Origin of the sequence: Ancylobacter mangrovi, from assembly GCF_024752355.1 — a bacterium.
Lineage (GTDB): Bacteria > Pseudomonadota > Alphaproteobacteria > Rhizobiales > Xanthobacteraceae > Ancylobacter > Ancylobacter mangrovi.
Genome location: NZ_JANTHZ010000002.1, coordinates 265485 through 288027, shown reverse-complemented (window position 1 = coordinate 288027; position 22543 = coordinate 265485). Strand labels below are relative to the sequence as shown.

Annotated in this window: 19 protein-coding genes; 11 read left to right on the top strand and 8 right to left on the bottom strand. The window is 68.9% G+C overall.

Annotated elements, in window-relative coordinates:
* Positions 1 to 55: 55 nt before the first annotated feature.
* Positions 56 to 2470 carry a membrane-bound PQQ-dependent dehydrogenase, glucose/quinate/shikimate family gene (locus NVS89_RS06685; protein ID WP_258731817.1) on the top strand — a complete coding sequence of 805 codons (2415 nt, stop codon included), beginning with the start codon at positions 56 to 58 and terminating at the stop codon, positions 2468 to 2470.
* 69 nt (positions 2471 to 2539) lie between these two features.
* Here the strand turns inward: NVS89_RS06685 and NVS89_RS06680 are convergent, their stop codons facing one another.
* From NVS89_RS06680 to NVS89_RS06660, 5 genes are all read right to left on the bottom strand, one after another.
* Positions 2540 to 3298, bottom strand: coding sequence for an ABC transporter permease (locus NVS89_RS06680; protein ID WP_258731816.1), 759 nt, complete (start codon positions 3296 to 3298; stop codon positions 2540 to 2542).
* Between the two features lie 31 nt (positions 3299 to 3329).
* Positions 3330 to 4148 carry an ABC transporter ATP-binding protein gene (locus NVS89_RS06675; protein ID WP_258731815.1) on the bottom strand — a complete coding sequence of 273 codons (819 nt, stop codon included), beginning with the start codon at positions 4146 to 4148 and terminating at the stop codon, positions 3330 to 3332.
* Positions 4149 to 4239: 91 nt separating this feature from the next.
* Positions 4240 to 5577: an LLM class flavin-dependent oxidoreductase gene (locus NVS89_RS06670; protein WP_258731814.1), complete on the bottom strand. Its 1338-nt coding sequence runs from the start codon at positions 5575 to 5577 to the stop codon at positions 4240 to 4242.
* Positions 5578 to 5699: 122 nt separating this feature from the next.
* Positions 5700 to 6743, bottom strand: a complete 1044-nt coding sequence (locus NVS89_RS06665) for an ABC transporter substrate-binding protein (protein WP_258731813.1) — start codon at positions 6741 to 6743, stop codon at positions 5700 to 5702.
* 416 nt (positions 6744 to 7159) lie between these two features.
* Positions 7160 to 7921 carry an IclR family transcriptional regulator gene (locus NVS89_RS06660; protein ID WP_258731812.1) on the bottom strand — a complete coding sequence of 254 codons (762 nt, stop codon included), beginning with the start codon at positions 7919 to 7921 and terminating at the stop codon, positions 7160 to 7162.
* Positions 7922 to 8053: 132 nt separating this feature from the next.
* On the opposite strand from NVS89_RS06660, the gene NVS89_RS06655 reads away from it, so the two are divergent.
* The 5 genes from NVS89_RS06655 to NVS89_RS06635 are packed head-to-tail and all read left to right on the top strand — an operon-like array spanning position 8054 to position 14078.
* A complete protein-coding gene (locus NVS89_RS06655) occupies positions 8054 to 9670 on the top strand; it encodes a hydantoinase B/oxoprolinase family protein (RefSeq protein ID WP_258731811.1) in 1617 nt (538 codons plus the stop codon).
* Positions 9667 to 11760 carry a hydantoinase/oxoprolinase family protein gene (locus NVS89_RS06650; RefSeq protein ID WP_258731810.1) on the top strand — a complete coding sequence of 698 codons (2094 nt, stop codon included), beginning with the start codon at positions 9667 to 9669 and terminating at the stop codon, positions 11758 to 11760. The genes NVS89_RS06655 and NVS89_RS06650 overlap by 4 nt, the downstream gene beginning before the upstream one ends.
* Positions 11750 to 12535, top strand: coding sequence for an ABC transporter substrate-binding protein (locus NVS89_RS06645; protein WP_258731809.1), 786 nt, complete (start codon positions 11750 to 11752; stop codon positions 12533 to 12535). Before NVS89_RS06650 ends, NVS89_RS06645 begins: the two co-directional genes overlap by 11 nt.
* Before the next feature lie 11 nt (positions 12536 to 12546).
* A complete protein-coding gene (locus NVS89_RS06640) occupies positions 12547 to 13371 on the top strand; it encodes an amino acid ABC transporter ATP-binding protein (protein ID WP_258731808.1) in 825 nt (274 codons plus the stop codon).
* The gene (locus NVS89_RS06635; protein WP_258731807.1) at positions 13368 to 14078 is read left to right on the top strand and encodes an amino acid ABC transporter permease; all 711 of its coding nucleotides are present in this window, start codon (positions 13368 to 13370) and stop codon (positions 14076 to 14078) included. Before NVS89_RS06640 ends, NVS89_RS06635 begins: the two co-directional genes overlap by 4 nt.
* A gap of 43 nt (positions 14079 to 14121) precedes the next feature.
* Here NVS89_RS06635 and NVS89_RS06630 read toward each other — a convergent pair whose 3' ends face one another.
* Positions 14122 to 15045, bottom strand: coding sequence for a LysR family transcriptional regulator (locus NVS89_RS06630; protein WP_258731806.1), 924 nt, complete (start codon positions 15043 to 15045; stop codon positions 14122 to 14124).
* A gap of 336 nt (positions 15046 to 15381) precedes the next feature.
* On the opposite strand from NVS89_RS06630, the gene NVS89_RS06625 reads away from it, so the two are divergent.
* The 5 genes from NVS89_RS06625 to NVS89_RS06605 all read left to right on the top strand — a co-directional run bounded on the left by NVS89_RS06625 (position 15382) and on the right by NVS89_RS06605 (position 20559).
* Entirely contained in the window at positions 15382 to 16719 is a 1338-nt protein-coding gene (locus NVS89_RS06625) for an MFS transporter (protein WP_258731805.1), read from the top strand.
* Positions 16720 to 16937: 218 nt separating this feature from the next.
* Positions 16938 to 18101, top strand: a complete 1164-nt coding sequence (locus NVS89_RS06620; RefSeq protein WP_258731803.1) for an LLM class flavin-dependent oxidoreductase — start codon at positions 16938 to 16940, stop codon at positions 18099 to 18101.
* A gap of 27 nt (positions 18102 to 18128) precedes the next feature.
* On the top strand, positions 18129 to 18644 hold the full coding sequence (locus NVS89_RS06615; RefSeq protein ID WP_258731802.1) for a flavin reductase family protein: 516 nt from the start codon (positions 18129 to 18131) through the stop codon (positions 18642 to 18644).
* Positions 18641 to 19846, top strand: a complete 1206-nt coding sequence (locus NVS89_RS06610; RefSeq protein WP_258731801.1) for a CaiB/BaiF CoA transferase family protein — start codon at positions 18641 to 18643, stop codon at positions 19844 to 19846. The genes NVS89_RS06615 and NVS89_RS06610 overlap by 4 nt, the downstream gene beginning before the upstream one ends.
* On the top strand, positions 19813 to 20559 hold the full coding sequence (locus NVS89_RS06605; RefSeq protein WP_258731799.1) for an enoyl-CoA hydratase/isomerase family protein: 747 nt from the start codon (positions 19813 to 19815) through the stop codon (positions 20557 to 20559). The genes NVS89_RS06610 and NVS89_RS06605 overlap by 34 nt, the downstream gene beginning before the upstream one ends.
* Positions 20560 to 20610: 51 nt before the next feature.
* Here the strand turns inward: NVS89_RS06605 and NVS89_RS06600 are convergent, their stop codons facing one another.
* On the bottom strand, positions 20611 to 20988 hold the full coding sequence (locus tag NVS89_RS06600) for an SMR family transporter (RefSeq protein WP_258731798.1): 378 nt from the start codon (positions 20986 to 20988) through the stop codon (positions 20611 to 20613).
* A gap of 39 nt (positions 20989 to 21027) precedes the next feature.
* Positions 21028 to 22521, bottom strand: coding sequence for a UbiA family prenyltransferase (locus tag NVS89_RS06595; RefSeq protein WP_258731797.1), 1494 nt, complete (start codon positions 22519 to 22521; stop codon positions 21028 to 21030).
* Positions 22522 to 22543: the final 22 nt, after the last annotated feature.

Here is a 22543-nt window from a genome sequence, read left to right as displayed (position 1 = left end):
CGCGCCCGGGGCCGGTTTCTTCTGCACTGTCCCCCCAGAAGAGCGCGGAACGACCATGTCAGACATCCATCACGCGCGCACCGCATCCGTGTGGGCGACTCGCATCCTCGGCGCCGTCCTCGCGCTGATCGGCATCACCCTGCTCGTGGGGGGTGTGTGGCTGATCAGCCTCGGCGGCTCACCCTATTACGCCCTCGCCGGAGCCGGCCTCCTGGTCTCGGGCGTGCTCATTGCGATGCGACGAAGCCTCGGCGTCTGGCTCTATGTGATTGTCTTCCTGGCGACCGTCGTCTGGGCCTTCTGGGAGGTCGGCGCCAATGGCTGGGCCCTGGTGCCGCGCACCGTGGCGCCGCTGGTGCTGCTCGTCTTCGTGCTCGCCGCGCTGCCGGCGATGCGGCCCTACACCTGTGGCTGGCGCACCGCCTGGGGCGCGATCGTCGGCGTGCTGGTGATCGCGGTCGTGGTCGGCGCGGCCATCGCCTACAGCGCCCCGTCCTTCCTGAAGAGCCCGGTTCCCGGCGCCACCGAGGCCGGCATGGGCGAGCCCTCGCTGCAGAAGGTGGGCGAGAACTGGCCCGCCTATGGCGGCACCTACAGCGCCCGGCGCTACTCGCCGCTCGACCAGATCAACGCCGGCAATGTCGGCGAGCTGAAGCGCGCCTGGCTGGTGCATACCGGCGACATGCCGCAGTCCGACTTCGCCGCCGGCAAGTACGGCGCCGAGAACACGCCGCTCAAGGTCGGCGGGCTGCTCTATGTCTGCACGCCGAAGAACATCATGATCGCCTATGACGCGGCGACCGGCGAGCAGCGCTGGCGCTACGACCCCGGCGTGCCGGACCAGGCCATTCCCTACACGGCGGCCTGCCGCGGCGTGGCCTATTACGTGGTGCCGGGCGCCAGCGCGGATGCCGCCTGCGCGACGCGCATCATCGAGGGCACGCTCGACGCCCGGCTGATCGCGGTCGATGCGCGCACCGGCAAGCCCTGCGCCGACTTCGGCGAGGACGGGCAGGTCTCGACCTCTCAGAACATGGGCAGCATCGTGCCCGGCATGGTGTCGATGACCTCCGCGCCGACCATCGTGCGCGGCGTGATCGTGATCGGGCACCAGATACTCGACGGCCAGAAGCGCGACGCCCCGTCGGGCGTGATCAAGGGCTTCGACGCGGTCACCGGCGCGCAGCGCTGGGGCTGGGACATGACCCAGCCGGACCTGCCCAACCCGCCGCCGGAGGGCAAGATCTACACACGCGGCACGCCCAACATGTGGACCACCGCGACCGGCGACGAGGCGCTCGGCTATGTCTACCTGCCGCTCGGCAATTCGGCCGTCGACTACTGGAGCGGCAGCCGCTCGGACGCCGAGAACGCCTACAGCTCCTCGCTCACCGCGATCGACGTGACCACCGGCAAGCCGGTGTGGACGTTCCAGACCGTGCACAAGGACGTGTGGGACTACGATCTCGGCTCGCAGGCGACGCTGGTCGACTACCCGACGGCGAACGGCACGGTGCCGGCGCTGGTGCTGCCCAGCAAGAAGGGCGACATCTACATCCTCGACCGCCGCACCGGAAAGCCGCTGACCGGCGTCGAGGAGCGGCCGGTGGCGCAGGGCGGGGTGGAGCCGGACCAGCGCTCGCCCACCCAGCCCTTCTCGCTCTACCACACGCTGCGCAAGCCCGACCTGACCGAGGCCTCGATGTGGGGCATGTCGCCGATCGACCAGATGGCCTGCCGCATCCAGTTCCGCGAGGCGTCCTACAAGGGCTTCTACACGCCGCCGACCAGCGACACCCATTCGGTGGAGTATCCCGGCTATAATGGCGGCTCGGACTGGGGCGGCGTGGCGGTCGACCCCAAGCGCGGCATCGTCATCGCCAACTACAACGACATGCCGAACTACAACCGGCTGGTGCCGCGCGCGGAGGCCGACAAGCTGGGCTGGACGCCGCGCGGCGAGGCGCGTGGCGGCGATCTCGGCGGCGGCGCCGAGGGCGCCGGCGACCCGCAGGCGGGCGCGCCCTACGCCATCAACGTCAATGCCGGATGGCGCCTGCCCTTCACCGGCCTGCTGTGCAAGCAGCCCCCCTATGGAGGCATCCAGGCCTTCGACCTGAAGTCGGGCAAGACGCTGTGGGACCGTCCCCTCGGCCAGGCGCTCAACAACGGGCCGTTCGGCATACCCTCCATGCTGCCGGTGAACATCGGCACGCCCAACAATGGCGGCGCGCTCGTCACCGCCGGCGGCCTGATCTTCATCGCCGCCGCCACCGACGACCTGATCCGGGCGATCGACATCGAGACCGGCAAGACGGTGTGGGAGGACAAGCTGCCGGCGGGCGGGCAGGCGACGCCCATGACCTACGAGGCCAACGGCCGGCAATACGTCGTCATCATGACCGGCGGCCACCACTTCATGGAAACGCCGATCGGCGACGAGGTGATCGCCTACGCCCTGCCGAAATAGGGTCGGCCGGACATCCTATCGGCGCATCGCCATTGCGAGTGGTGCGCGCCGTGCCGCGTCGAGGGCCCTCTAGAGCCGGCCCTCGTCATTGCCGACATACCACGGGCAGAAAAGGCGCTCGGCGCCGCTGACGAGATAGAACAGGCAGATGCCGAGGATCGCCAGCAGCGTTATCGCCCCGAAGACGAGGGCGGTGTTCATCGTGCTGGAGAAGGTCAGGATCAGGTAGCCGAGCCCCCGGTCCGAACCGACGAACTCGCCGACCACGGCGCCGATCAGCGCCAGCGCCATGGCCACCTTCATGCCGCTGAACAGATAGGGCATGGCGAAGGGCAGCCGGACCTTCCAGAACACCTTGAGGCTGGGCGAGTCGAGCGAGCGGCTGAGCTCGAGCAGCTCACGCGGCACCGCCGCCATGCCGGCCGAGGTGTTGATGACGATCGGGAAGAACGCCGTCACCGAGGCGATCAGTACCTTGGATTCGGTGCCGTAGCCGATCCAGATGAGCAGAATCGGCGCCAGCGCCACCTTCGGCACCGACTGCAGCACGACGAGGATCGGATAGACCACCTTGCGCGCCAGCGGCGACAGCACGATCAGGATCGACAGTGGCACGCCGACCACCACGCTCAGGCAGAAGCCGAGCAGCACCTCGATGGTCGTGGTGTAGAGATGGAGCGGCAATATCGCCCGCGCGCCCCACAGCTCGACGAGGATGCGGCTCGGCGAGGGCAGCAGCCAGGTCGGCACGTCGCCCCACTCGCAGGAGAGCTCCCACACCGCGATCAGCACTGCGAAGACGAGCACCGCGGCGGCGTTCTCGCGCACGAAGCGCATCACCCGCGAGGGGACGGGACGGTCAGTGGCCGGCTCCGGCGATGATGGAGCGGATTTGCTGAGCGTAGCGGCCGTATTCATCGGTTGACACCATGTCCATGCCGCGGGGGCGCGGCAGCGTGATCGGGATGGACGCGGCGATGCGCCCGGGGCGGGCGGTCATCACCAGCACGCGGTCGGCGAGGAGGATGCCTTCCTGGATGCTGTGCGTGACGAACAGCACCGTCTTGCGCCGCTCGCTCCAGATGCGCAGCAGCTCGATGCCGAGATCCTCGCGGGTCATGGCGTCGAGCGCGGCGAAGGGCTCGTCCATCATCAGCAGCACGGGATCGTAGATGAGCGCCCGGCAGATCGCGACGCGCTGCTGCATGCCGCCGGAAAGCTCGCTCGGCATGGCGCTCTCGAAGCCCTTGAGCCCCACCAGCTCCAGGAGTTCGCGCGCCTGCTCGGCATGCTTGCGCGGCGAGCGGCCCATCATCTCGATCGGGAACAGCACGTTGTCGAGCACGCTGCGCCACGGCATCAGGATCGGCTGCTGGAAGACCATGCCGATGCGCGAGGTCGGCTTCGCCAGCGGGCGACCCTCGAACAGCACCTCGCCGCCGGTGGCCCGCACCACGCTTGCCGCGATCTTCATCAGCGTGCTCTTGCCGCAGCCGCTGGGGCCGAGCAGGGTGACGAACTCGTCGCGGCCGACGCTGGCGTCGATGCCGTCGAGGGCGCGAGTCACCCGGCCGGAGCGGCCGGTATAGTCCATCGACAGATTGCGGAACTGGAGAATGGGATCATCCGTGGACGGAGCCGGCGCCAGCTCTGCCGCCCGCGCGGACGATCGCCTCATCGGCAGGGCCATCGTCATCCATCATCCTTTCTGCTTCGGCATCGGCGCGCAGTGCGCGCACGCGACGTTGCGGCCCGCGATGGCGCCGCATTCAGTGAACCGCATGGATTCCCGCAGGACGGCGCAGGCCCAGATGCTCGCGCAGCGTCGTGCCGGTGTAGTCCGTCCGGAACAGGCCCCGATCCTGCAATTCCGGCACCACCATCTCGATGAATTCGCGCAGGCCGAGCGGCAGCACAGGGGGTTGCACCAGGAAACCGTCCACGCCGCGCTCGACGAACCAGCGCTCCATCTGGTCGGCGATCTCCGTCGGCGTGCCGATCACGGTGCGCTGGCCACGGGCCGCGCCGTAGCGCTGGTACATCTGGCGCACCGTCAGCTTTTCCTTGAACAGGTAGGCATAGCGCGGGTTGGTGCGGCGCTGCTCGGCCGGGATGATGTGGTCGGGCAGCGGCTTGTCGACGTCGACCTCGGAAAGGTCGATGCCGCCCAGCGCGTTCGAGAGCAGCTCCTTGCCGACCGCCGGATGGATCGACCGGTTGAGGAAGTCGAGCTTCTCCTCGGCCTCCTTCCGGCTCGTGCCGACGACGACGTTGAGGCCCGGCATGACCAGAAGGTCGTCGGCGGTGCGCCCGAAGGTCGCCGCATGCGCCTTCATGTCCCGGTAGAAGGCCTGCGCCCGCTCGAGATCGTGCAGCGGTGTGAACAGCACCTCGGCGATCCGCGCCGCGAGGTCCTTGCCGACATCCGACGCGCTCGCCTGGAACAGCACCGGGTAGCCCTGCGGCGGCCGGGCGATGTTCAGCGGGCCGCGCACCGCGAAGTGTTCGCCATGGTGGTCGAGGAAATGGAGCTTCTCGGGCAGCAGGTAGCGCCCGGAGGCGCGGTCGCGGACGAAGGCGTCGTCGTCATAGCTGTCCCACAGCCCCTTCACGACGTCGACGAACTCGGAGGCGCGCTGGTAGCGCTCGCCATGGCCGTAATGGGCCTCGCGCCCGAAATTATAGGCCTCGCTGACGTTGCCCGACGTCACCACGTTCCAGCCGGCGCGCCCGCCGCTCAGATGGTCGAGCGAGGCGTATTTGCGCGCGAGGTTGTAGGGCTCGTTGTAGCTCGTGGTCGCGGTGGCGACGAGGCCGATCCGGTTGGTCGCGGCGGCGAGCCCGGACAGCAGCACGACCGGGTCGAAGAAGCACATATATTGGGGCCAGCGCGACAGGCCCTCGAGGTCCCCGTCGCGGGTCGCCACCGCATCGGCGAGGAAGACGAGGTCGAACTTCGCCGCCTCCGCCATCTGCGTCATCTCGACGTAATGGGCGAAGTTGGTGCCAGCGTCGATCTGGGCGCCGGGATGGTGCCAGGCGGCGATGTGATGGCCCGTCGGGTGGAAGAACGCCCCGAGCTTCATCTGCCGTTTCGCGGTGCTCACGCTCGGGCGACTCCTCTGGTGGCCGGCGCCGGAACGGGCCGGCGGGGGCGCCGGTGCGGGCTCGCGCCCGGCCGGGCGGGGACCGGATAGTGCCCGGGCCCCGTGTGGCGGTGAGCTTGCGGTCAGCTCTTCTTGGGCAGGAAGTCGAGCGTGTAGATCTGGTCGAGCGGCAGGACCTTCTTCAGGCCGATGAGGTCCACCAGGTCCTTCTGCATCTGCGTCATGCGGTCGGCATCGACATAGCCGAGGCCGTGCTTGGCCTCCTCGGGCGTCATCGCCGAGTCCTTCTCGTCGAGCAGCTCCGCCTCGCCGACGTCGGTCTCGATCTGCGGGTTGGACTTGCGCAGGATCTCGACCGCCTCGGGCATGTGGGCGAACGACCATTCGGTGGCCTTGATCGAGGCCCGCACGAAGCGCCGGATGAGGTCCGGGTTCGATTTGATGAGCTCGTCGCTGGCGATCAGCGCATTGCCATAGACCTGCACGCCGTAGTCGCCGAAGCCGAAGGCGTCGATGTGGAGCCCTTCCTTGGCCGCGCCCTTGCGGTAGCGCACGAGATAGGAGCTCTGGTCGAGCACCGCGTCGACCTGCCGCGACAGCAGCAGTGGCAGGAAGGTCGCCGGGGCCGTCACCACCTCTTCGAAGCTGGTGCGGTCCAGATTGTTGGCCTTCAGGAAGGCCGGGAACATATTGACCGAGGCGCCGGCGGCGGAGCGGCCGATCTTCCTGCCCTTGAGGTCGGCGGGCGTCTTGATGCCCGATTCCGTGACGTAGAGGATCGCCACCGACGACTTGCCGGACATCATGGCGACGATCTTCACCGGCGAGCCATCATTGGCCTGGGCGGCGAGGATGGCGGCCGAGTCGGCGAGGCCGAAGGTGGATTCGCCGGCGGCGATGCGCTTGATGGTGTCGCCCGAGCCGCTGCCGCGCGAGATCGTGACGTCGAGCCCCTCGTCGGCGTAGAAGCCCTTGGCCTGCCCGACGAAGAAGGCGGCGTTCTTGCCGCTGACCAGCCATGGCAGCGCGAGGCGGACCTGATCCGCGGCGCGCGCCGGAGACGGGCCGAGCGTGCAGGCCAGCACCGCGGCGGCCGCGACCAGCGCGAGCGCGCCGCCCATCTTCGTCACAGGTCGGCTGGTCCGTGCTTCGGCGCAGTTCGGCATCGGTGCAAACTCCCCTCTGGATGGTGACCGTCAGGTCATGTCCTCTCGGGCGTTCGAGCCTTCGACGCCCGCCGGCCCGGGCACCGTCCGGACTGCGGCGAAATCCGCCCGGGTCCGATCCGGTGTGTCTATCATTAGTATGACTAGCTCACAGGACGTTATCAGTGCGATACTGCGCCCAGCAACAGATTCATCTGCAATCTCTGGATGTTATCTAATCAAAGGACGGCTAATCTTTGGGCGCGATGCCGGCCCGCTGGGCGGGTATCGATTCCTTCGGCGATTTGCCTCCAGGAGGGCGCCCGCAGCCTCCGACGCGGGCCGAAAGCCGCCCCGCGGCATCGAAAGGTGCGCCGTTCCCGGCGCATCGCTTGCACCCGCGCAATGCGCGTGCGTGTGCCTAATCGTCCTTACCCCTAACCGTCCTCGCGCATCAGGGCGCTGAGCTGCGCGGCGTGTTCGCGCACGTCGTCGATCATCTCCTCGCGCCGCTCCATATAGCGGCTCGAGATCGCGGCGATGTCGAGCGCGGCGATCACCCGGCCGGCGGCGTCGCACACCGGTGCGGCGATGCCGGTCGAGCCGAGGTCCATCTCTTGGTCGGAGATGGCGAAGCCCTCGCGCGCGGCCTGATCGATGCGCCGGCGGATCGTCAGCCGGTCGACGACGGTGAAGCGGGTGTACTTCACCAGCCGCTCATGGGCGAGATAATGGTCCACCTCCCGCCGCTCGCGCCCGGCCAGAAGCACCCGCCCCATCGCCGAGCAATAGGACGGCAGGCCGCCGGAGAACGGCGTGTCGTAGTTGAGCTCGCGCGTGCCGGTGCATTTGACCACCGTGCGCAGTCGGCATTCATGGTTGAGCACGCCCAGCATGATGGTCTCGCCGACCTTGTTGCGGAGCCGGCTAATGATAGGGCCCGCATGCGCCACCAGCCCGGCTTCCGGGCCGTTGATCCACCCCGGCCCATTGCGGCAGGCCTCGTTCAGCACATAGAGGTCGTCCTCGGTGCGCGAGGCGTAGCCGCGCCCGACCAGCGTGCGCATCAGCCCCAGCGCGCTGCTCTTCGGGTAGCCCAGCTCATACGCCACGTCCTTCAGCGATACGGGTTTGCGCGCCCGGGCGAGGAGCTCCAGGATCTCCAGCACGCGTACCGCGCTCTTCACCTCGTCGTTCATGTATGTGAACCAACTTGCCCTTGTTGAAGAACCCGGCCGGCGCTTCGATTGCGGTGCAACATGTACCGCGAGGACCCGCCGCCCTTGTCCCCCCTTCCGCCCCCCGATCATGCGCGTCTCGATAATATTGCCGTGGAGCTGGTGCGAAACAGTTTCAGCGGCATCTGCGACGAGATGGCGGAATCGCTCGTGCGCTCCAGCCATTCGCCGAACATCAAGGAGCGGCGCGACTGCTCCTGCTGCCTCTATACCGCCCGGGGCGAGATCGTGGTGCAGGCCGAGCACATCCCGGTCCATCTCGGCGTCATGGCGACCGCGCTGCCTCATGTGCTGCTCGATTTCCCGCCGGAGGAAATGGCGCCCGGCGACGTGTTCATCGTCAACGACCCCTATCACGGCGCCAACCACCTGCCGGACTTCATCGTCGCCGGCCCGCTCTTCGCCGAGGGGCGGCTGATCGGCTTCGCCGCCAGCATGGCCCATCACACCGATGTCGGCGGCATGGCGCCGCGCAGCATGCCGGCCGGGGCCACCGAGATCTTCCATGAGGGCCTGCGCCTGCCGCCGGTCCGGCTCGCCTCCGCCGGGCGGGTCGACCCGGGCCTGCGCCGGGTGATCGCCGCCAATTCGCGCCTGCCCGAGGAGCGGCTCGCCGATCTCGACGCGCAGATCGCCACCATCGAGGTGGCGCAGCGGCGCATCGACGAGCTGACCCAGCGCTACAGCGCGGACGATCTGCTCTCCGCCGCCGCGCGGATCCTCGACATGGCGGAAGCCGCGACCCGCAGGGTGGTCGCCGAGCTGCCGAGCGGCACGCTGCGCGGGCAGGCGCTGGCCGATTACGGGCCGACGACGATCCCGATCCGGGTCGCGCTCACCCCGCGCGAGGACGTGCTGGAGGTCGATTTCGCGGGCACCGGCGACCAGGTGGTCGGCCCGTTCAACTCGTGCCTGTCGGCGACGCTGGCCTGCGTCTTCATGGCGGTGCGGATCACGCTCGGCGAGGGCATCCCCGCCAATGCCGGCATGTATCGCGCGCTGCACATCACGGCGCCGGACGGCAGCATCCTCAACCCGCGCTACCCCGCCGCCATCTCGGCGGCGGCGCAGGTCTCCTACCACACCTTCGAGGCGCTGCTCGACGCGCTGGCCCCGCTCTATCCCGAGCGGGTGCTGGCCGGCTCGGGCGGGGGCGGCGTGTTCTCGCTCGGCGGCACCGATCCGCGCACCGGCCGGCTGTTCGCCTATGGCGAGGCGCTGGGCGGCGGCTCGGGCGCGAGCTGCGTCGCCGACGGCGAGAGCGGCATGATCCCGCCGATCGCCAATCTCCACGACACGCCGGTGGAACTGCTGGAAATGAGCCTGCCGATGCGCATCGAGCGCTACGAGATCGTCGAGGATTCCGGCGGCGCCGGCCGCTTCCGCGGCGGCTTCGGCCTGCGCCGCGCGTTCCGCCTGCTCACCTCTGCGCGCTGCTCGTTCCAGGTCAGCATGCCGACCCGCGGCCCCGCCGGCCTCGACGGCGGCGAGCCGGGCGCGCCGACCCGGATCCGCATCGTTAGCCCGGACGGCACCACGCGCCGTGTCGACCGCTTCATGGACCTGTTCGCGCCGGAAGGCTCGCTGATCGAGATCGAGACCGCGGGCGGCGGCGGCTACGGACGGCCGGAGGAGCGCGACCCCGAGGCGCTCGCCAGCGACCTGAGGGCCGGCTACGACCGCCGCCGCGTCGAGGGAGAAGCCGCATGAGCACCAACGCGAACGGCCTGCTCGCTGCGGTCGATGTCGGCGGCACCTTCATCGATGTCGTCCTCGCCGATCCGGCCCGCCGGATCATGCGGATCGACAAGGTGCTGCACCGGCCGGGCCAGCAGGGGCGCGATATCATCGACGCGCTGACGAGCCTCGCCGCCACGATGGAGCGCCCGCTCGCCGACCTCGCGGCGGTGGTGGTCGGCACCACGGTGGTCACCAATGCGCTCTTGGAGAACCGGCTCGGGCGCACCGCGCTGGTGACGACGGAAGGGTTCCGCGACGTGCTCGAGATCGCGCGCATGACGCGGGCCTCCTCCTACGACCTGCACAAGCGGCGCGCGCCCGTCGTGGTGCCGCGCGAGCGGCGCGTGGAGGTGCCCGAGCGGCTCGATCACGACGGCAACGTCCTGCGCCCGCTCGACGAGGCGGCGCTGGCCCGCGTGGTCGAGGCGCTGCGCGAGGAGAAGCCGGACGCAGTGGCGGTATGCCTGCTCTACTCCTTCGTCTCGCCCGAGCACGAGAAGCGCGTTGCCGAGAGTCTCGCGCCGCTGGGCGTGCCGCTCTCGCTGTCGAGCGAGGTGCTGCCGGTGTTCCGCGAGTATGAGCGCGCGACCGCGACGGCGCTGAACGCGGCGACCATGCCGATCATGGCGGCGTTCCTCGAAGGACTGGAATCGCTCGGCGCCGATGTCGGCGGACGCTGCTTCATCATGGGCTCGGCCGGCGGCTCGATGACCCGGTCCGAGGCGCGCCGGTTTCCGATCAAATGCGCCATGTCCGGCCCGGCCGGCGGCGTCGTCGCCGCGCGCCAGCTCGCCGAGCTGCACGAGCTTGACCTGGTGCTGACCCTCGACGTCGGCGGCACCAGCTCGGACGTCGCCTTCCTGCGCGAGGGGCGCATCGCGATCACCGACGAGCGCCGTATCGGCGGCTATCCGGTCGCGGTCGCCTCGGCCGAGATCGAGACCATCGGCGCCGGCGGCGGCTCGATCGCCCATCTCGACAAGGCGGGGCTGCTGAAGGTCGGCCCGCAGAGCGCGGGCGCCTCGCCTGGCCCGGTTTGCTACGGCCGCGGCGGCACCGAGCCGACCGTGACCGATGCGCATCTCGCGCTGAACCGGCTCAGCCCCTCCGGCATGCTGGGCGGCAGCTTCGCGCTCGACCGCGAGGCGGCGATCCGCGCCATCGAGGAGAAGGTGGCCGCGCCGCTGGGCGTGTCCTGGCAGCGCGCCGCGCACGGCATCCTTCAGGTCACCACCGCCAACATGGTGCGGGCGGTGCGCACCATGTCGGTCGAGCGCGGGCAGGACCCGCGCCGCGCCACGCTGGTCGCCTTCGGCGGTGCCGGGCCGCTGCACGCGATCGACGTCGCCCGCGCGCTCGACATCCCGCAGGTGCTGGTGCCGTTCTACACCGGGGTGTTCTCCGCGCACGGCATCCTCTCGGTCGACATCTCCTACGACACCCAGCGGACTTGGCTGCACGATCTGGCGGCGGTGGCGCAGGAGGACCTCGCCGCCATCACCGGCGAGATGCGCTCAGGCCTGCTCGCGCGCGCCGAGGCCGACGGGCTCGACCCCGCGCGGCTGCACGAGGACTGGTCGCTCGACCTGCGCTATCGCGGGCAGTCCTATGCCCTCACCGTGGCGCTGCCGGGCCTCGACCTCGCGGGCCTCGCGGCCGCCCGCCGCGCCTTCCTTGCCGAGCACCGCGCCCGCTACGGCCACGCCTCCGACACGCTGGCGGTGGAGCTGCTGAACCTGCGCCTGCGGGTCAGCGAGCCGAGCGCGGTCAATATGGGCGTCGAGCCGGGACCGGCGGTGAGCGGCGGGCCGCTCGGTGCGCGCCGCGTGCACTTCGCCGAGGACGACATCGCCGAATGCCCGGTCTATCAGCGCGCCGATCTCGCCGAGGGCTGGATCGGCTGCGGCCCCCTCATCGTCGAGCAGTTCGACAGCGTCACCGTGCTCGGCCGCGGCGACACGGTCGAGGTGCTGCCCGGCTCGCGTGCCCTGCTCGTCACGATCCGATCCCAACAAGGCCCGGAAGCGGCCCTTCCAGAAGGAGAATCCCATGAAGCCTGACATTCTGCTCAAAGCCGCGAGCCTCGCGGTCGCCGCCTTCATCGGCATCCAGGCGCTGCCCTCCCGCGCCGCCGCGCAGGAGGCCTTCACCTCGCTGAAGGTCGGCGCCGATCCCGACTACCGGCCGATCTCCTTCACCGACGAGAGCGGCAAGCTGGTCGGCTTCGACGTCGACTTCGCCACCGCGCTCGGCAAGCACATGGGCGTTCCCGTCGACTATCAGGGCATGGCGTGGGACGGCATCATCCCGGCGCTGCAGGCCAAGAAGATCGACGCCATCACCAGCATCGTCGTCACCGACGAGCGCAAGAAGGTGGTCGACTTCTCCGACCCGATCATGAAGCAGACCATCATCGGCGTGGTCCGCGCGGATTCGAAGAACACCGACCTGACCGCCGCCGATCTTTCCAAGCTCAAGGTCGGCGTGATGGGCAACACTTCCGCCGCCACCGCGCTGTCGAAGATCGGGGGCGTGGAGCCGGCGAGCTACAACACCGTCGTCGATGCCTATAATGACCTGCTGCTCGGGCGCATCGACGTCGTGGCGGTGGAGAGCGTGAACGGCAGCTACATCGTCGCCACCAAATATCCCGACAAGCTGAAGGTGGTCGCCAAGCCCCTCACGCCCGACGTCAAGCTGAACGCGGTGGCGCTGCGCAAGGGCGATGCCGCCGGCCTCGCGCAGGTGAACAAGGCGATCGCCGAGATGAAGAAGGACGGCACGATGGAAAAGATCGCCATGAAGTGGTTCGGCAACACCAGCGTCCTGCCGTGAGTGAAGCGGCCGTGAGCGGCGCGGGTGCGACGCCTGCGGCGCCGGAGAAGACGGCTCGCCCCGGTGGCGAGCCGCCCATCCTGCGCATCGCCGGGCTGGGCAAGTCGCTCGGCGGACGGCAGATCCTCTCGGGGATCGATCTCGAGATGGCGCGCGGCGAGACGGTCGCCATCGTCGGGCCGAGCGGGGCGGGCAAGACCACGCTGCTGCGCTGCGTGAACTTCCTCACCCCCTATGACGAGGGCCGCATCTATCTCGGCGACGAGCTGATCGGCTATCGCGAGAACGGCGGGCAGCTGCGGCCCGCGCACGACGCCGTGGTGGCACGCCAGCGCCGGCGCACCGGCATGGTGTTCCAGCGCTTCGCGCTGTTCCCCCACCGCAACGTGCTCGGCAACCTGATCGAGGGTCCGGTCCACGTGCTCGGCCTGCCGCGCGAGGCGGCCGAGGCGCGGGCGCGCGAGGCGCTGCGCGAGGTGGGCCTCGAAGGGAAGATCGACGCCTTTCCCGACGAGCTCTCCGGCGGCCAGCAGCAGCGCGTGGGCATCGCCCGGGCGCTGTGCATGCAGCCCGAGCTCCTCCTGTTCGACGAGGCGACCTCCGCGCTCGACCCCGAGCTCGTGGGCGAGGTGCTGGCGGTGATGCGCCGCCTCAGCGAGGAGCGGCGGACCATGCTGGTCGTGACCCACGAGCTGAAATTCGCCCGCGAGGCGGCCGACCGGATGGTGTTCATGGAGAATGGCCGCGTGGTCGCGGACCTGCCCACGCGCACCTTCTTCGAGGCGCCGCCGACGCCGCGCATCGAGGCGTTCCTGCGCGCTGGAGGCCATTCATGATCGAGTTCGCGCTGGCCTATGCCCCGCGTTATTTCATGGGCACGCTGGTCGGGCTCGGCCTGACCGTCCTCGCCATGGCGGGCGCGCTGGTGCTGGGCCTGCTGGTGGCGCTGGGGCGCCAGTCGCGCAGCAGGGTGCTGCGGGCGATCTGCGTCTCCTATGTCGCCGTGTTCCGCGGCGTGCCGCCGCTGGTGCTGCTCTATGTGGTCTATTTCGGCCTGCCGGCCTGGGCGGTGCAGTCGGGGATACCGGGGATGGTGGCGCTGTTCAGCCCGCTCGACAACCGGCTGGCCTCGGCGACGCTCGCCTTCGCGGTCAATGCGGGGGCCTATGTGGCGGAGATCCTGCGCGCCAGCATGATGGCGGTGCCGGCCGACCAGATGGACGCGGCCCGCTCGATCGGCATGACCTATCCGACGGCGCTGCGCCGCATATTGCTGCCGCAGGCGTTCCGCATCGCGTTCCCGCCGCTCGGCAACGAGTTCATCATCATCCTGAAGGGTACGTCGCTCGCCTCCGTGATCGGCGTGACCGAGCTGATGCGCACGGCGCAGAACGTCGCCGCCGCGACCTTCCTCAACCTCCAGGCCTATTTGCTGGCGGCGTTCTTCTACGTGGCGCTGGTAATCCTGCTTCAGGGCGCCTCGACGCTGGTCGAGCGCCGGCTGAGACGCCCCGGCGACCACGACCGCAGCCTGATCGTCTGACGGCTCCCCGCCGCGGGAAGCGCGCGGGCGGGCGCGGCGGCCCTCAGCCCTCTTCCGGCCGGCTCTCCCCGGGCCGGCTCTCTACGAGCGGCTCGAACGTGCTCATCTCGCTGGCGGTCTCCGCGATCAGCTCCTGCAGCGTCGCCAGCCGCCGCCGCTTGTAGACGGCGGAGAACCGCACCGGCTCCGGCTCGGGATCGGCGGGCAGCACCCGCAGGCTGCCGTCCTCGATCTCCCTCGCGTAGCAGCTCGGCGGAAGCAGGCTGATGCCGACGCCCGCCGCGGTGAGCGTCGACACCACGCTCATGCTGTTGCACAGGTCCGGGCGCAGCTTCGAGCCGCTCGCCTCCAGCCAGGCCGACGTCGTCTGGTAGTGGATTGAGTTCTCGCCCAGCGAGAGGATGCGCAGCGCCGCGAAGTCCGGCGGGACGAGAGGGCGCGCCGGCAGCTCGAAATCGGCGCCGGCCATCCAGCGGAAGGTTACCGACCCCAGCGGGCGGGCCACCAGCATCGGGTCGGCCATGTCGCCCGGGATGAAGGCGATGTCGAGCTCGCCCGACATCAGCCGGCTGCGCAGCGGCGTGGTGAGCGCGATGTCGAGCTCGAGGCTGATGTTGGGATAGCGCTCGCGGATGGTCGCGGCGAAACGCGCGAGCCACGTCATGGCGACCAGCTCGGCGACGCCCACCCGCACCACGCCCGACAGCGTGTGGCGCGGCGCGACCTGCTGGCGGATCTCCTCCTGGAGGTCGAGGGCGCGTTCGGCATAGCCCAGCAGCTCGCGCCCCTTCGCCGTCACCGTGGCCCTGCGCTGGCTGCGGTCGAACAGCACCACCCCGAGATCGCTCTCGAGCTCCTGGATGCGCGCCGAGACGGTCGATTGCGTTGCGTGGAGCTTGTTTGCTGCAGCTGCGAAGCTTCCGAGCCTGACGATTTCCAGGAATGTTTCGAGTTGCCGGAAATTCATTGCATTGCACCATATTCCATCGACTATCTCGTACAGTATCCATCGAAAACAATCGCTTTCAATCAAGAAAGCTGAAACCTATGGTGCCAATCGACAAGGTGCAGTGGTGCCTCGTCTACAAACAACAATGAAATTGCTGCGCGCGATACTGCGGCGCACACCGTGACACGCACGTCGTCCGCGGCGGGCGCGAGCGGATGCGTGCCCGGCAGGCCCGGATTCAACCGGCCGATGTCGTGCGTCTAGGGATTTGGAAACACGCCTCCCGCCAATGGGGGCGCCTAGGAGAGAGAGATGGCTTCACATGTGAAGACGTCGCCCTTGGGTGACGCCGATATGGCACGCCATGCGCGCCGCGCCGTGATCGCCTCGACGATCGGCACCATGATCGAATGGTACGATTTCTACCTGTACGGCCTCGTCGCCGCGATCGTCTTCGGCAAGCTCTATTTCCCCTCGCACGATCCTTATTCGGCGACGCTGCTCGCCTTTTCCACCTTCTTCCTCGGCTTCGTCGCCCGTCCGATCGGCGCCATGATCTTCGGCCATTTCGGCGACCGGATCGGGCGCAAGGGCACGCTGGTGGCGACGCTGCTGCTGATGGGCGGCAGCACGGTGCTCATCGGCCTGGTGCCGACCTACGAGTCTATCGGCATCTGGGGCGCCATCGCGCTGACGCTGCTGCGCGTGCTGCAGGGCATCGGCGTCGGCGGCGAATGGGGCGGCGCCATCGCGGTGGCGACCGAATGGTCGCGCTTCGACAAGCGCCGCGGCCTCGCGGCGAGCTGGCCGCAGTTCGGCTCGCCGCTCGGCATGCTGCTCGCGGTGGCGGCGCTGACCCTCACCTCCTATGCCGGCTCGACCGAATGGTTCGAGACCGTCGGCTGGCGGATTCCGTTCCTGTTCAGCGCCCTGCTGATCGTCATCGGCCTCTATATCCGCCTCGGCGTGCTCGAGACGCCGGTGTTCCGCAACATGCAGGAGAAGAAGGAGATCGCCAGCACGCCGGTGCTCGAAGCGGTGCGCGGCTACTGGCGCGAGATCGTCCTGACCTGCCTCATCCGCACCGGACAGCAGGCCCCGTTCGTCCTGTTCACCACCTTCCTCCTGGCCTACGGGACCAAGAATCTCGGTCTCGACCGCTCCTACCTGTTCAACATCGTGCTGGTGGCGGCGGCGCTGTCGCTCTTCACCACGCCGTTCTTCGGCCATCTGTCGGACCGCATCGGCCGCAAGCGGATGTACCTGATCGGCGCCTTCGCCATGATGGCCTTCGCCTTCCCCTATTTCTGGATGCTGGACTCGAAGATCCCGTTCCTGGTCGTCCTCGCCATCCTGATGTCGCTGCCGATCCACGACATGCAGTACGCCCCGCAGGCGGCCTTCATCGCCGAGAGCTTCCCGCCGAGCGTGCGCTATTCCGGCTCGTCCATCGGCTACCAGCTCGCTTCCATCACCTCGGGCGGCCCGGCGCCGATGATCGCCGCCTATCTGCTGCACACCTACGGCACCTCGACCGCCATAAGCGTCTACATCGCGGTGATCGCGGCGATCAGCTTCGTCTCGGCCTGCTTCCTGCGTGACCGCTCGCGGGACGACTACTCCACCAATGAGGGCTGGGTGCGCGACGACCGCACCGCAGTCTCCGCCACCATCGTCTCGCCTTCGACCTGAAGCTGAGCGCAACTGCGGCCGGGACCGGGCGCCGCCCCGGTTCCGGCCGCTCCCTTTTTCGCGATCGACATCGAATATATCGAAGTTATTGGATCGAAAACTATCGCTTTTCATCGAAAACTTCGACCACTACGCTGAATTTACGTAAGTCGTCCAAATAAGCGTCCAAATATCTCCAAGAGATCGCTGGACCTCCACGCTACCGGGAGACACGCGCCATGTCGGACAAGACGTCGGACCCCACCCGCCTGTCGCCGCTCGAGGCGGCCAAGCGCAACCCGCTGATGCTCGGGCTGTTCCTGCCGATCCAGTCGGGCGCCTGGAGCCCCTCGACGGCGCCGCGGGGCACGTCCTGGACCTTCGACTACAATGCCCGCTGCACGGTGATGGCGGAGAAGCTCGGCTTCGACCTCGTCTTCGGCCTCGCCCAGTGGATGGGCAAGGGCGGCTATGGCGGCGAGATGAAGTTCCGCGAGAAGGCGACCGACCCGCTGCTCGTCACCGCCGGGCTCGCCGCGCTCACCGAGCGCATCCTGCTCGTCTCTACCGTGCACATCCTCTATGGCTGGCACCCGCTGCACCTCGCCAAGTTCGGCGCCACCATCTCCGAGATGAGCGGCGGGCGCTGGGGTCTCAACATGGTCACCGGCTACAAGAAGAGCGAGTTCGAGATGTTCGGCCTCGAGCAGATCGAGCACGACCAGCGCTACGTCATGGCCGACGAGTTCGTGAGCATGATGAAGCGCCTGTGGTCCGAGGACGAGAACCTCACCGTCGACGGCCGCTTCTGGAAGATGAAGGATGCCTTCGTCGCCCCCAAGCCAGCCGGAGGCAAGTGCCTGCTCGTCAACGCCTCTTCCTCCGGCGCCGGGCTCGCCTATGCGGTCCGGCATTCCGACCTGATCTTCGTCACCAGCCCCGCCGGCGCCAATCTCGACGCGGCCTGCGAGGCGCTGCCGGCGCACAACAGGAAGATCAAGGAGGCCGCGGCGGCGCAGGGGCGCGACATCCGCACCCTGATCAACCCGCACGTCATCTGCCGCGAGACCGAGGCCGAGGCCCGGGCGCAGTACGACGCCATTCTGAGGCACCAGGACCCGGTGGCGGCGGAGAATTTCTACCGGACCTTCACCGGCGGCGACCAGACCTCGTGGAAGGCGGCGACGCGCGAGCAATGGACCATCGGCGGCAACGTCCACATCGTCGGCACGCCGGCCCAGGTGGTCGAGGGCTTCATGCGGCTGAAGCAGGCGGGTTGCGACGGGGTGCAGGTGAACTTCTACGACTTCATCCCCGACCTCGAATTCTTCGGCGCCCGCGTGATGCCGCTGATGCGCGAGGCGGGCCTGCGCCTCGACGCGCCCCTGGCCGCCGCCGCCTGATCCTTCCTGCGTACCGGGAGACCTGCCATGTCGGAAACCCTCACCTTTGCCAACGCGATCTCGCCCGGCGAGTTGCGCACCTTCGCCGGCCATTTCGCCACCGGAGTCGCGGTCGTCACCACCACCGATCCGGGCGGCGCGCTGCACGGCGTCACCATCACCGCCGTGACCTCGCTGTCGCTGGAGCCGCCGCTCTTCCTCATCTGCCTCGACCAGCGCTCGAACACGCTCGCCGCGCTGCTGGAGAGCGGCCATTTCGTCCTGCATTTCCTGTCGCGCGAGCAGGCCGCGATCTCGCGTGTGTTCGCCTCGAAGCAGTCGGACAAGTTCGCGGAAATCCGGCACCGGCCCGGCCGGCGCGGCAGCCCCATCATCGAGGACGTGGTCGCGGCGGCGGAATGCTCGATCCGGGAGGTCTGTCCCGGCGGTGACCATTCGATCATTATCGGCGCCGTCGACCATGTCCACGTCCATGGCGGCGAGCCGTTGCTCTATCACCGCGGTGCCTATGCCGCCCTGGAATGCGAAAGGAAGGTGGCATGAGTGCCGCGTACCCGCCCGCGTCGAAGCCGCTGTCCGGTCTTCGCGTCCTCGAGTTCGCCCAGATCGCCGCGGGCCCGTTCACCGGCTGCCTGCTCGCCGATCTCGGCGCGGACGTGGTGAAGGTCGAGCGGCCCGACGGGGGCGACGGCATGCGCGGCTGGCCGCCTCTGCACGGCGCCGAGGACGGCGGATCGGAGAGCTTCAGCGGCAATTTCTCCTCGCTGAACCGGAACAAGCGGTCGGTCGCGCTCGACATCAAGAACAAGGACGACCTCGCCCGGCTCTACGCGCTGGTGGAGAATGCCGACGTCTTCGTCGAGAACTTCCGTCCCGGCGCGCTGGCGCGCTCCGGCCTGTCCTATGAGGACCTCAAGAAGCGCAACCCGCGCCTCGTCTACTGCTCGATCACCGGCTACGGCCAGAACGGCCCCTATGCGCAGAAGGGCGCCTTCGACGTCACCGGCCAGGCGATGAGCGGCCTCATGAGCGTCACCGGCGAGGCGGACGGGCCGCCGGTCAAATGCGGCGTGCCGGTCGGCGACTTCGCCACCGGCCTCTACGCCGCCTTCGTGATCCTGGCGGCGGTGATGCGTGCGCGCGAGACCGGCGAGGGCGCGCATATCGACTGCTCGATCCTCGGCTCGCTGCTCGGCATCTCGGCGCTGCAGACCAGCGAGTATTTCGGCACCGGCAAGGCGCCCCGCCGCCTCGGCTCCGCGCATCCGCGCAACGCGCCCTATGCCGGCTTCGAGGCTTCCGACAAGCCGTTCACCATAGCGGCGGGCAACGACAAGCTCTGGCGCGACACCTGCGCCATCGTCGGCCGGCCGGACCTGCCGGACGATCCGCGCTTCGCTACCCAGTCGTTGCGGGCGCGCCATCAGGACGAGCTCACGGCGATCCTGCAGCTGATCTTCTCCACCCGCACCGCGGCGGAATGGCTCGCCGATTTCGACGCCAAGGGGGTGCCCTGCGCGCCGATCAACGATTTCGCCGACATACTGCACGACCCGCATGTGCGCCACGCCGGCTGGGTGCGGCCGATGACGATGCCGAACGGCGCCCGGGCCGAGACCGTAGGCTTTCCGGTCGCCATGACGGGTTACTCCTTCGAGATCGAGCGTCGGCCGCCCGATCTCGGCGAGCACAATGACGAGGTTTATCGCGAATGGACGCAACGCAGCATCGCCAGGGCCCTGTAGCGGTCTCTTCCGCCGCCGACGGTAGGCTCCGCCTCCTCGCCCTCGCCCGCCCGGACAAGTCCAACGCGCTCGACGCCCCTTCGGTGGATGCGCTGGCGCAGGCCTTCCAGGCCGCCTGCGCGGACTCGGTGCCGGTCGCCTTCACCGGCGAGGGGCGCGCCTTCTGCGGCGGCTTCGACTTCACCGGCATCGAGGACCAGAGCGAGGGCGACCTGCTGCTGCGCTTCGCGCGCATCGAACTGTTGCTGAACGCGGTGGCGGGCGCGCCCGTCCCCTCCTTCGCGCTGGTGCAGGGGGCGGCGTTCGGCGCGGGGGCGGATCTCGCGGCGGCGTGCGCCTATCGCATCGGCACGCCGCGGGCGAAGTTCCGCTTCCCGGGATTCCGCTTCGGCGTCGCGCTTGGCACGCGCCGGCTGGCGGCGGTGGTCGGCACCGACGCGGCGCGCGCGATCCTGCTCGGCAACCGCCTCGTCGGCGCGCAGGAGGCGCTCGATATCGGCCTGCTGACCCACCTCGTGGGGGAGGACGAGCTCGTCGCGACCTCACGGTCGATACTCGACGAGCATGCGGGGCTGTCGGCGGAAGCGACCGCCCGCATCCTGCGCCTGACCGCCACCGACACGGGCGACGCCGACCTCGCCGACATGGTGCGCTCGCTCGTGTTGCCGGGGCTGCACGCGCGGATCGAGGGCTATCGAGGCCAGCACAAATAGCGCCGATATATAGCCGGCTAACGAAAATCGTCTCGATCCCGGATGGTCGGGCTATTTCGCCAGCCCGACCATGACCACGCCGGAGACGATGAGCGCGACCCCCATGAGCGATTGCGGGGTCGGGCTCTCGCCGAACAGCGTCGAACCCGCGAACACCGTCGCCACGATGCCGAGTGCGACGAAGGGGTAGGCGAGCGACAGCGGGATGCGCGACAGCACGAACAGCCAGACCACCGCGCTCATGCCGAAGCAGGCGAGGCCGCCGGTCACGAAGGGCGAGGTCACCAGGGCGATCAGCGTGTCGCCGATGCCCCCGCCCTCGAGCGCGGCCCGAACCGGCGCGCTGGTCATGCCACGTTTCAGCACCACCTGCGACAGGGACGACAGCGCGACGCTGATGAGCACCATCAGGAGATCGACAGGTCGCATGATGTTCGAGTTCCTGTGCCGTTGATCCGTTGCGGGGGCCTAGAGCGGACCCGTCGCCACGAGCAGGATGGCGCCGATGATGAGCAGGGCGAGGTGGCTGTTGCGGTCGCGGATGGCGAAGACGATCGGGTCGTCGTCGAGGTCCCGGCGATGCGCCATGAGAAGGGCGCGGCCGAGCCAGTAGATGAGCACCGGGCAGACCAGCCAGAGCAGTTGCGGATAGGCGTAGATCGCGCGCACGTGGTCGGACGAGATGTAGATCGCGAAGAACGTGACCGCGTTGTAGCCGGTCGCCGCCGCCAGCGCGGCGACGATGTCGAGATCAGCCTTGCGGTAGTTGCGGTTGTTCGGGTCCGGCAGGCTGGCGTCGAGCCGGGCCGCCATTTCCACATAGCGCTTGATCAGGGCCAGCGAGGTGAAGATGAACAGCGAGAAGCCGAGCAGCCATTCGGACACGGGCACGTCGATCGCCACCGCGCCGCCGATGATCCGGATCGTGTAGAGCGCCGCCAGGGTGACGATGTCCACCAGCAGCTTGCGCTTGAGGAAGAAGGTGTAGGCGGTGGTGAGCGCGAGATAGGTCAGCAGCGTCGCGGCGAAGAGCGGGCCGATCGCCAGCGCCACGGCTATTCCAGCGCCCATCAGCCCGGCCGCGACCGGGATCGAGGTCAGGATCGGCACCGTGCCGGCGGCGAGCGGGCGCCGACGCTTGGAGGGATGCTTGCGGTCGGCGTCGATGTCGACGAGATCGTTGAGGATGTAGATCGCCGAGGCGGCGAAGGAGAAGGCGAAGAAGGCGGCGACCGACGCCACCACCGAGCCGAGGTCGAAATTGTGGGACGTCACCATCGGCACGAAGACGAGCGCGTTCTTCGCCCATTGATGGACCCGCAGCAGCTTGAACCAGGCCCGGCCCCGGTGCGTGCGCGGCTCGATGAAGCGGGCGTCGGCATTGATGGCCGTCAGGGCGCGTCTCACCCCGGCCGAGGGATGCACGGCGATGCATTCGCGCGCTGTCGCCCACACCGGCAGGTCGGCCCTGTCGTCGCCGACATAGTCGAACCCGCCCTCGCCGAACGCCTCGACGAGGCGCCGCGTCTTGGCGTGGGACGACAGGTTCTCGCTGTCGCTGGAGGCGAACCAGCCATCGGCCCCGACATGCCCGGCGACCGCGGCCACGTAGCGCTCGTTGCTGGCGGACGCGATATAGACCTCCCGCCCCTGCGCCCGCGCATCGTGGATGAGCTCGAGCACGCGCTCGTCATAGGGCAGGCTGGTCTCGTCGATCGGCGTCTCCCGCGCGATCGCGGCCTTGAGGGCGGCCTTGCCGCGCAGCAGCGCGCGCAGCAGAACGGGCAGGCGCGAGGGTCTCGCCCCCACATGGGCGAAGGCCGATTCGACCAGCAGGTCGGAACGAAGCAGCGTGCCGTCGAGGTCGACGACGAGCGGCGGCCCGATGACCGGCTCACCCTGGCCCATCGCCTTCGTCAGCGTGGCCGGCACCTCGATCTGAAGGGATCCCTTGCTCAGCATGTCCGTGTCCCGGCTGGCCGCG

Excerpts from the sequence above, each read along its gene's own strand:
- NVS89_RS06685 (WP_258731817.1), top strand. The coding sequence starts at position 56 with ATGTCAGACATCCATCACGCGCGCACCGCATCCGTGTGGGCGACTCGC.
- NVS89_RS06675 (WP_258731815.1), bottom strand. The coding sequence starts at position 4,148 with ATGAGGCGATCGTCCGCGCGGGCGGCAGAGCTGGCGCCGGCTCCGTCC.
- NVS89_RS06665 (WP_258731813.1), bottom strand. The coding sequence starts at position 6,743 with ATGCCGAACTGCGCCGAAGCACGGACCAGCCGACCTGTGACGAAGATG.
- NVS89_RS06660 (WP_258731812.1), bottom strand. The coding sequence starts at position 7,921 with ATGAACGACGAGGTGAAGAGCGCGGTACGCGTGCTGGAGATCCTGGAG.
- NVS89_RS06650 (WP_258731810.1), top strand. The coding sequence starts at position 9,667 with ATGAGCACCAACGCGAACGGCCTGCTCGCTGCGGTCGATGTCGGCGGC.
- NVS89_RS06645 (WP_258731809.1), top strand. The coding sequence starts at position 11,750 with ATGAAGCCTGACATTCTGCTCAAAGCCGCGAGCCTCGCGGTCGCCGCC.
- NVS89_RS06635 (WP_258731807.1), top strand. The coding sequence starts at position 13,368 with ATGATCGAGTTCGCGCTGGCCTATGCCCCGCGTTATTTCATGGGCACG.
- NVS89_RS06630 (WP_258731806.1), bottom strand. The coding sequence starts at position 15,045 with ATGAATTTCCGGCAACTCGAAACATTCCTGGAAATCGTCAGGCTCGGA.
- NVS89_RS06625 (WP_258731805.1), top strand. The coding sequence starts at position 15,382 with ATGGCACGCCATGCGCGCCGCGCCGTGATCGCCTCGACGATCGGCACC.
- NVS89_RS06620 (WP_258731803.1), top strand. The coding sequence starts at position 16,938 with ATGTCGGACAAGACGTCGGACCCCACCCGCCTGTCGCCGCTCGAGGCG.
- NVS89_RS06615 (WP_258731802.1), top strand. The coding sequence starts at position 18,129 with ATGTCGGAAACCCTCACCTTTGCCAACGCGATCTCGCCCGGCGAGTTG.
- NVS89_RS06610 (WP_258731801.1), top strand. The coding sequence starts at position 18,641 with ATGAGTGCCGCGTACCCGCCCGCGTCGAAGCCGCTGTCCGGTCTTCGC.
- NVS89_RS06605 (WP_258731799.1), top strand. The coding sequence starts at position 19,813 with ATGGACGCAACGCAGCATCGCCAGGGCCCTGTAGCGGTCTCTTCCGCC.
- NVS89_RS06600 (WP_258731798.1), bottom strand. The coding sequence starts at position 20,988 with ATGCGACCTGTCGATCTCCTGATGGTGCTCATCAGCGTCGCGCTGTCG.
- NVS89_RS06595 (WP_258731797.1), bottom strand. The coding sequence starts at position 22,521 with ATGCTGAGCAAGGGATCCCTTCAGATCGAGGTGCCGGCCACGCTGACG.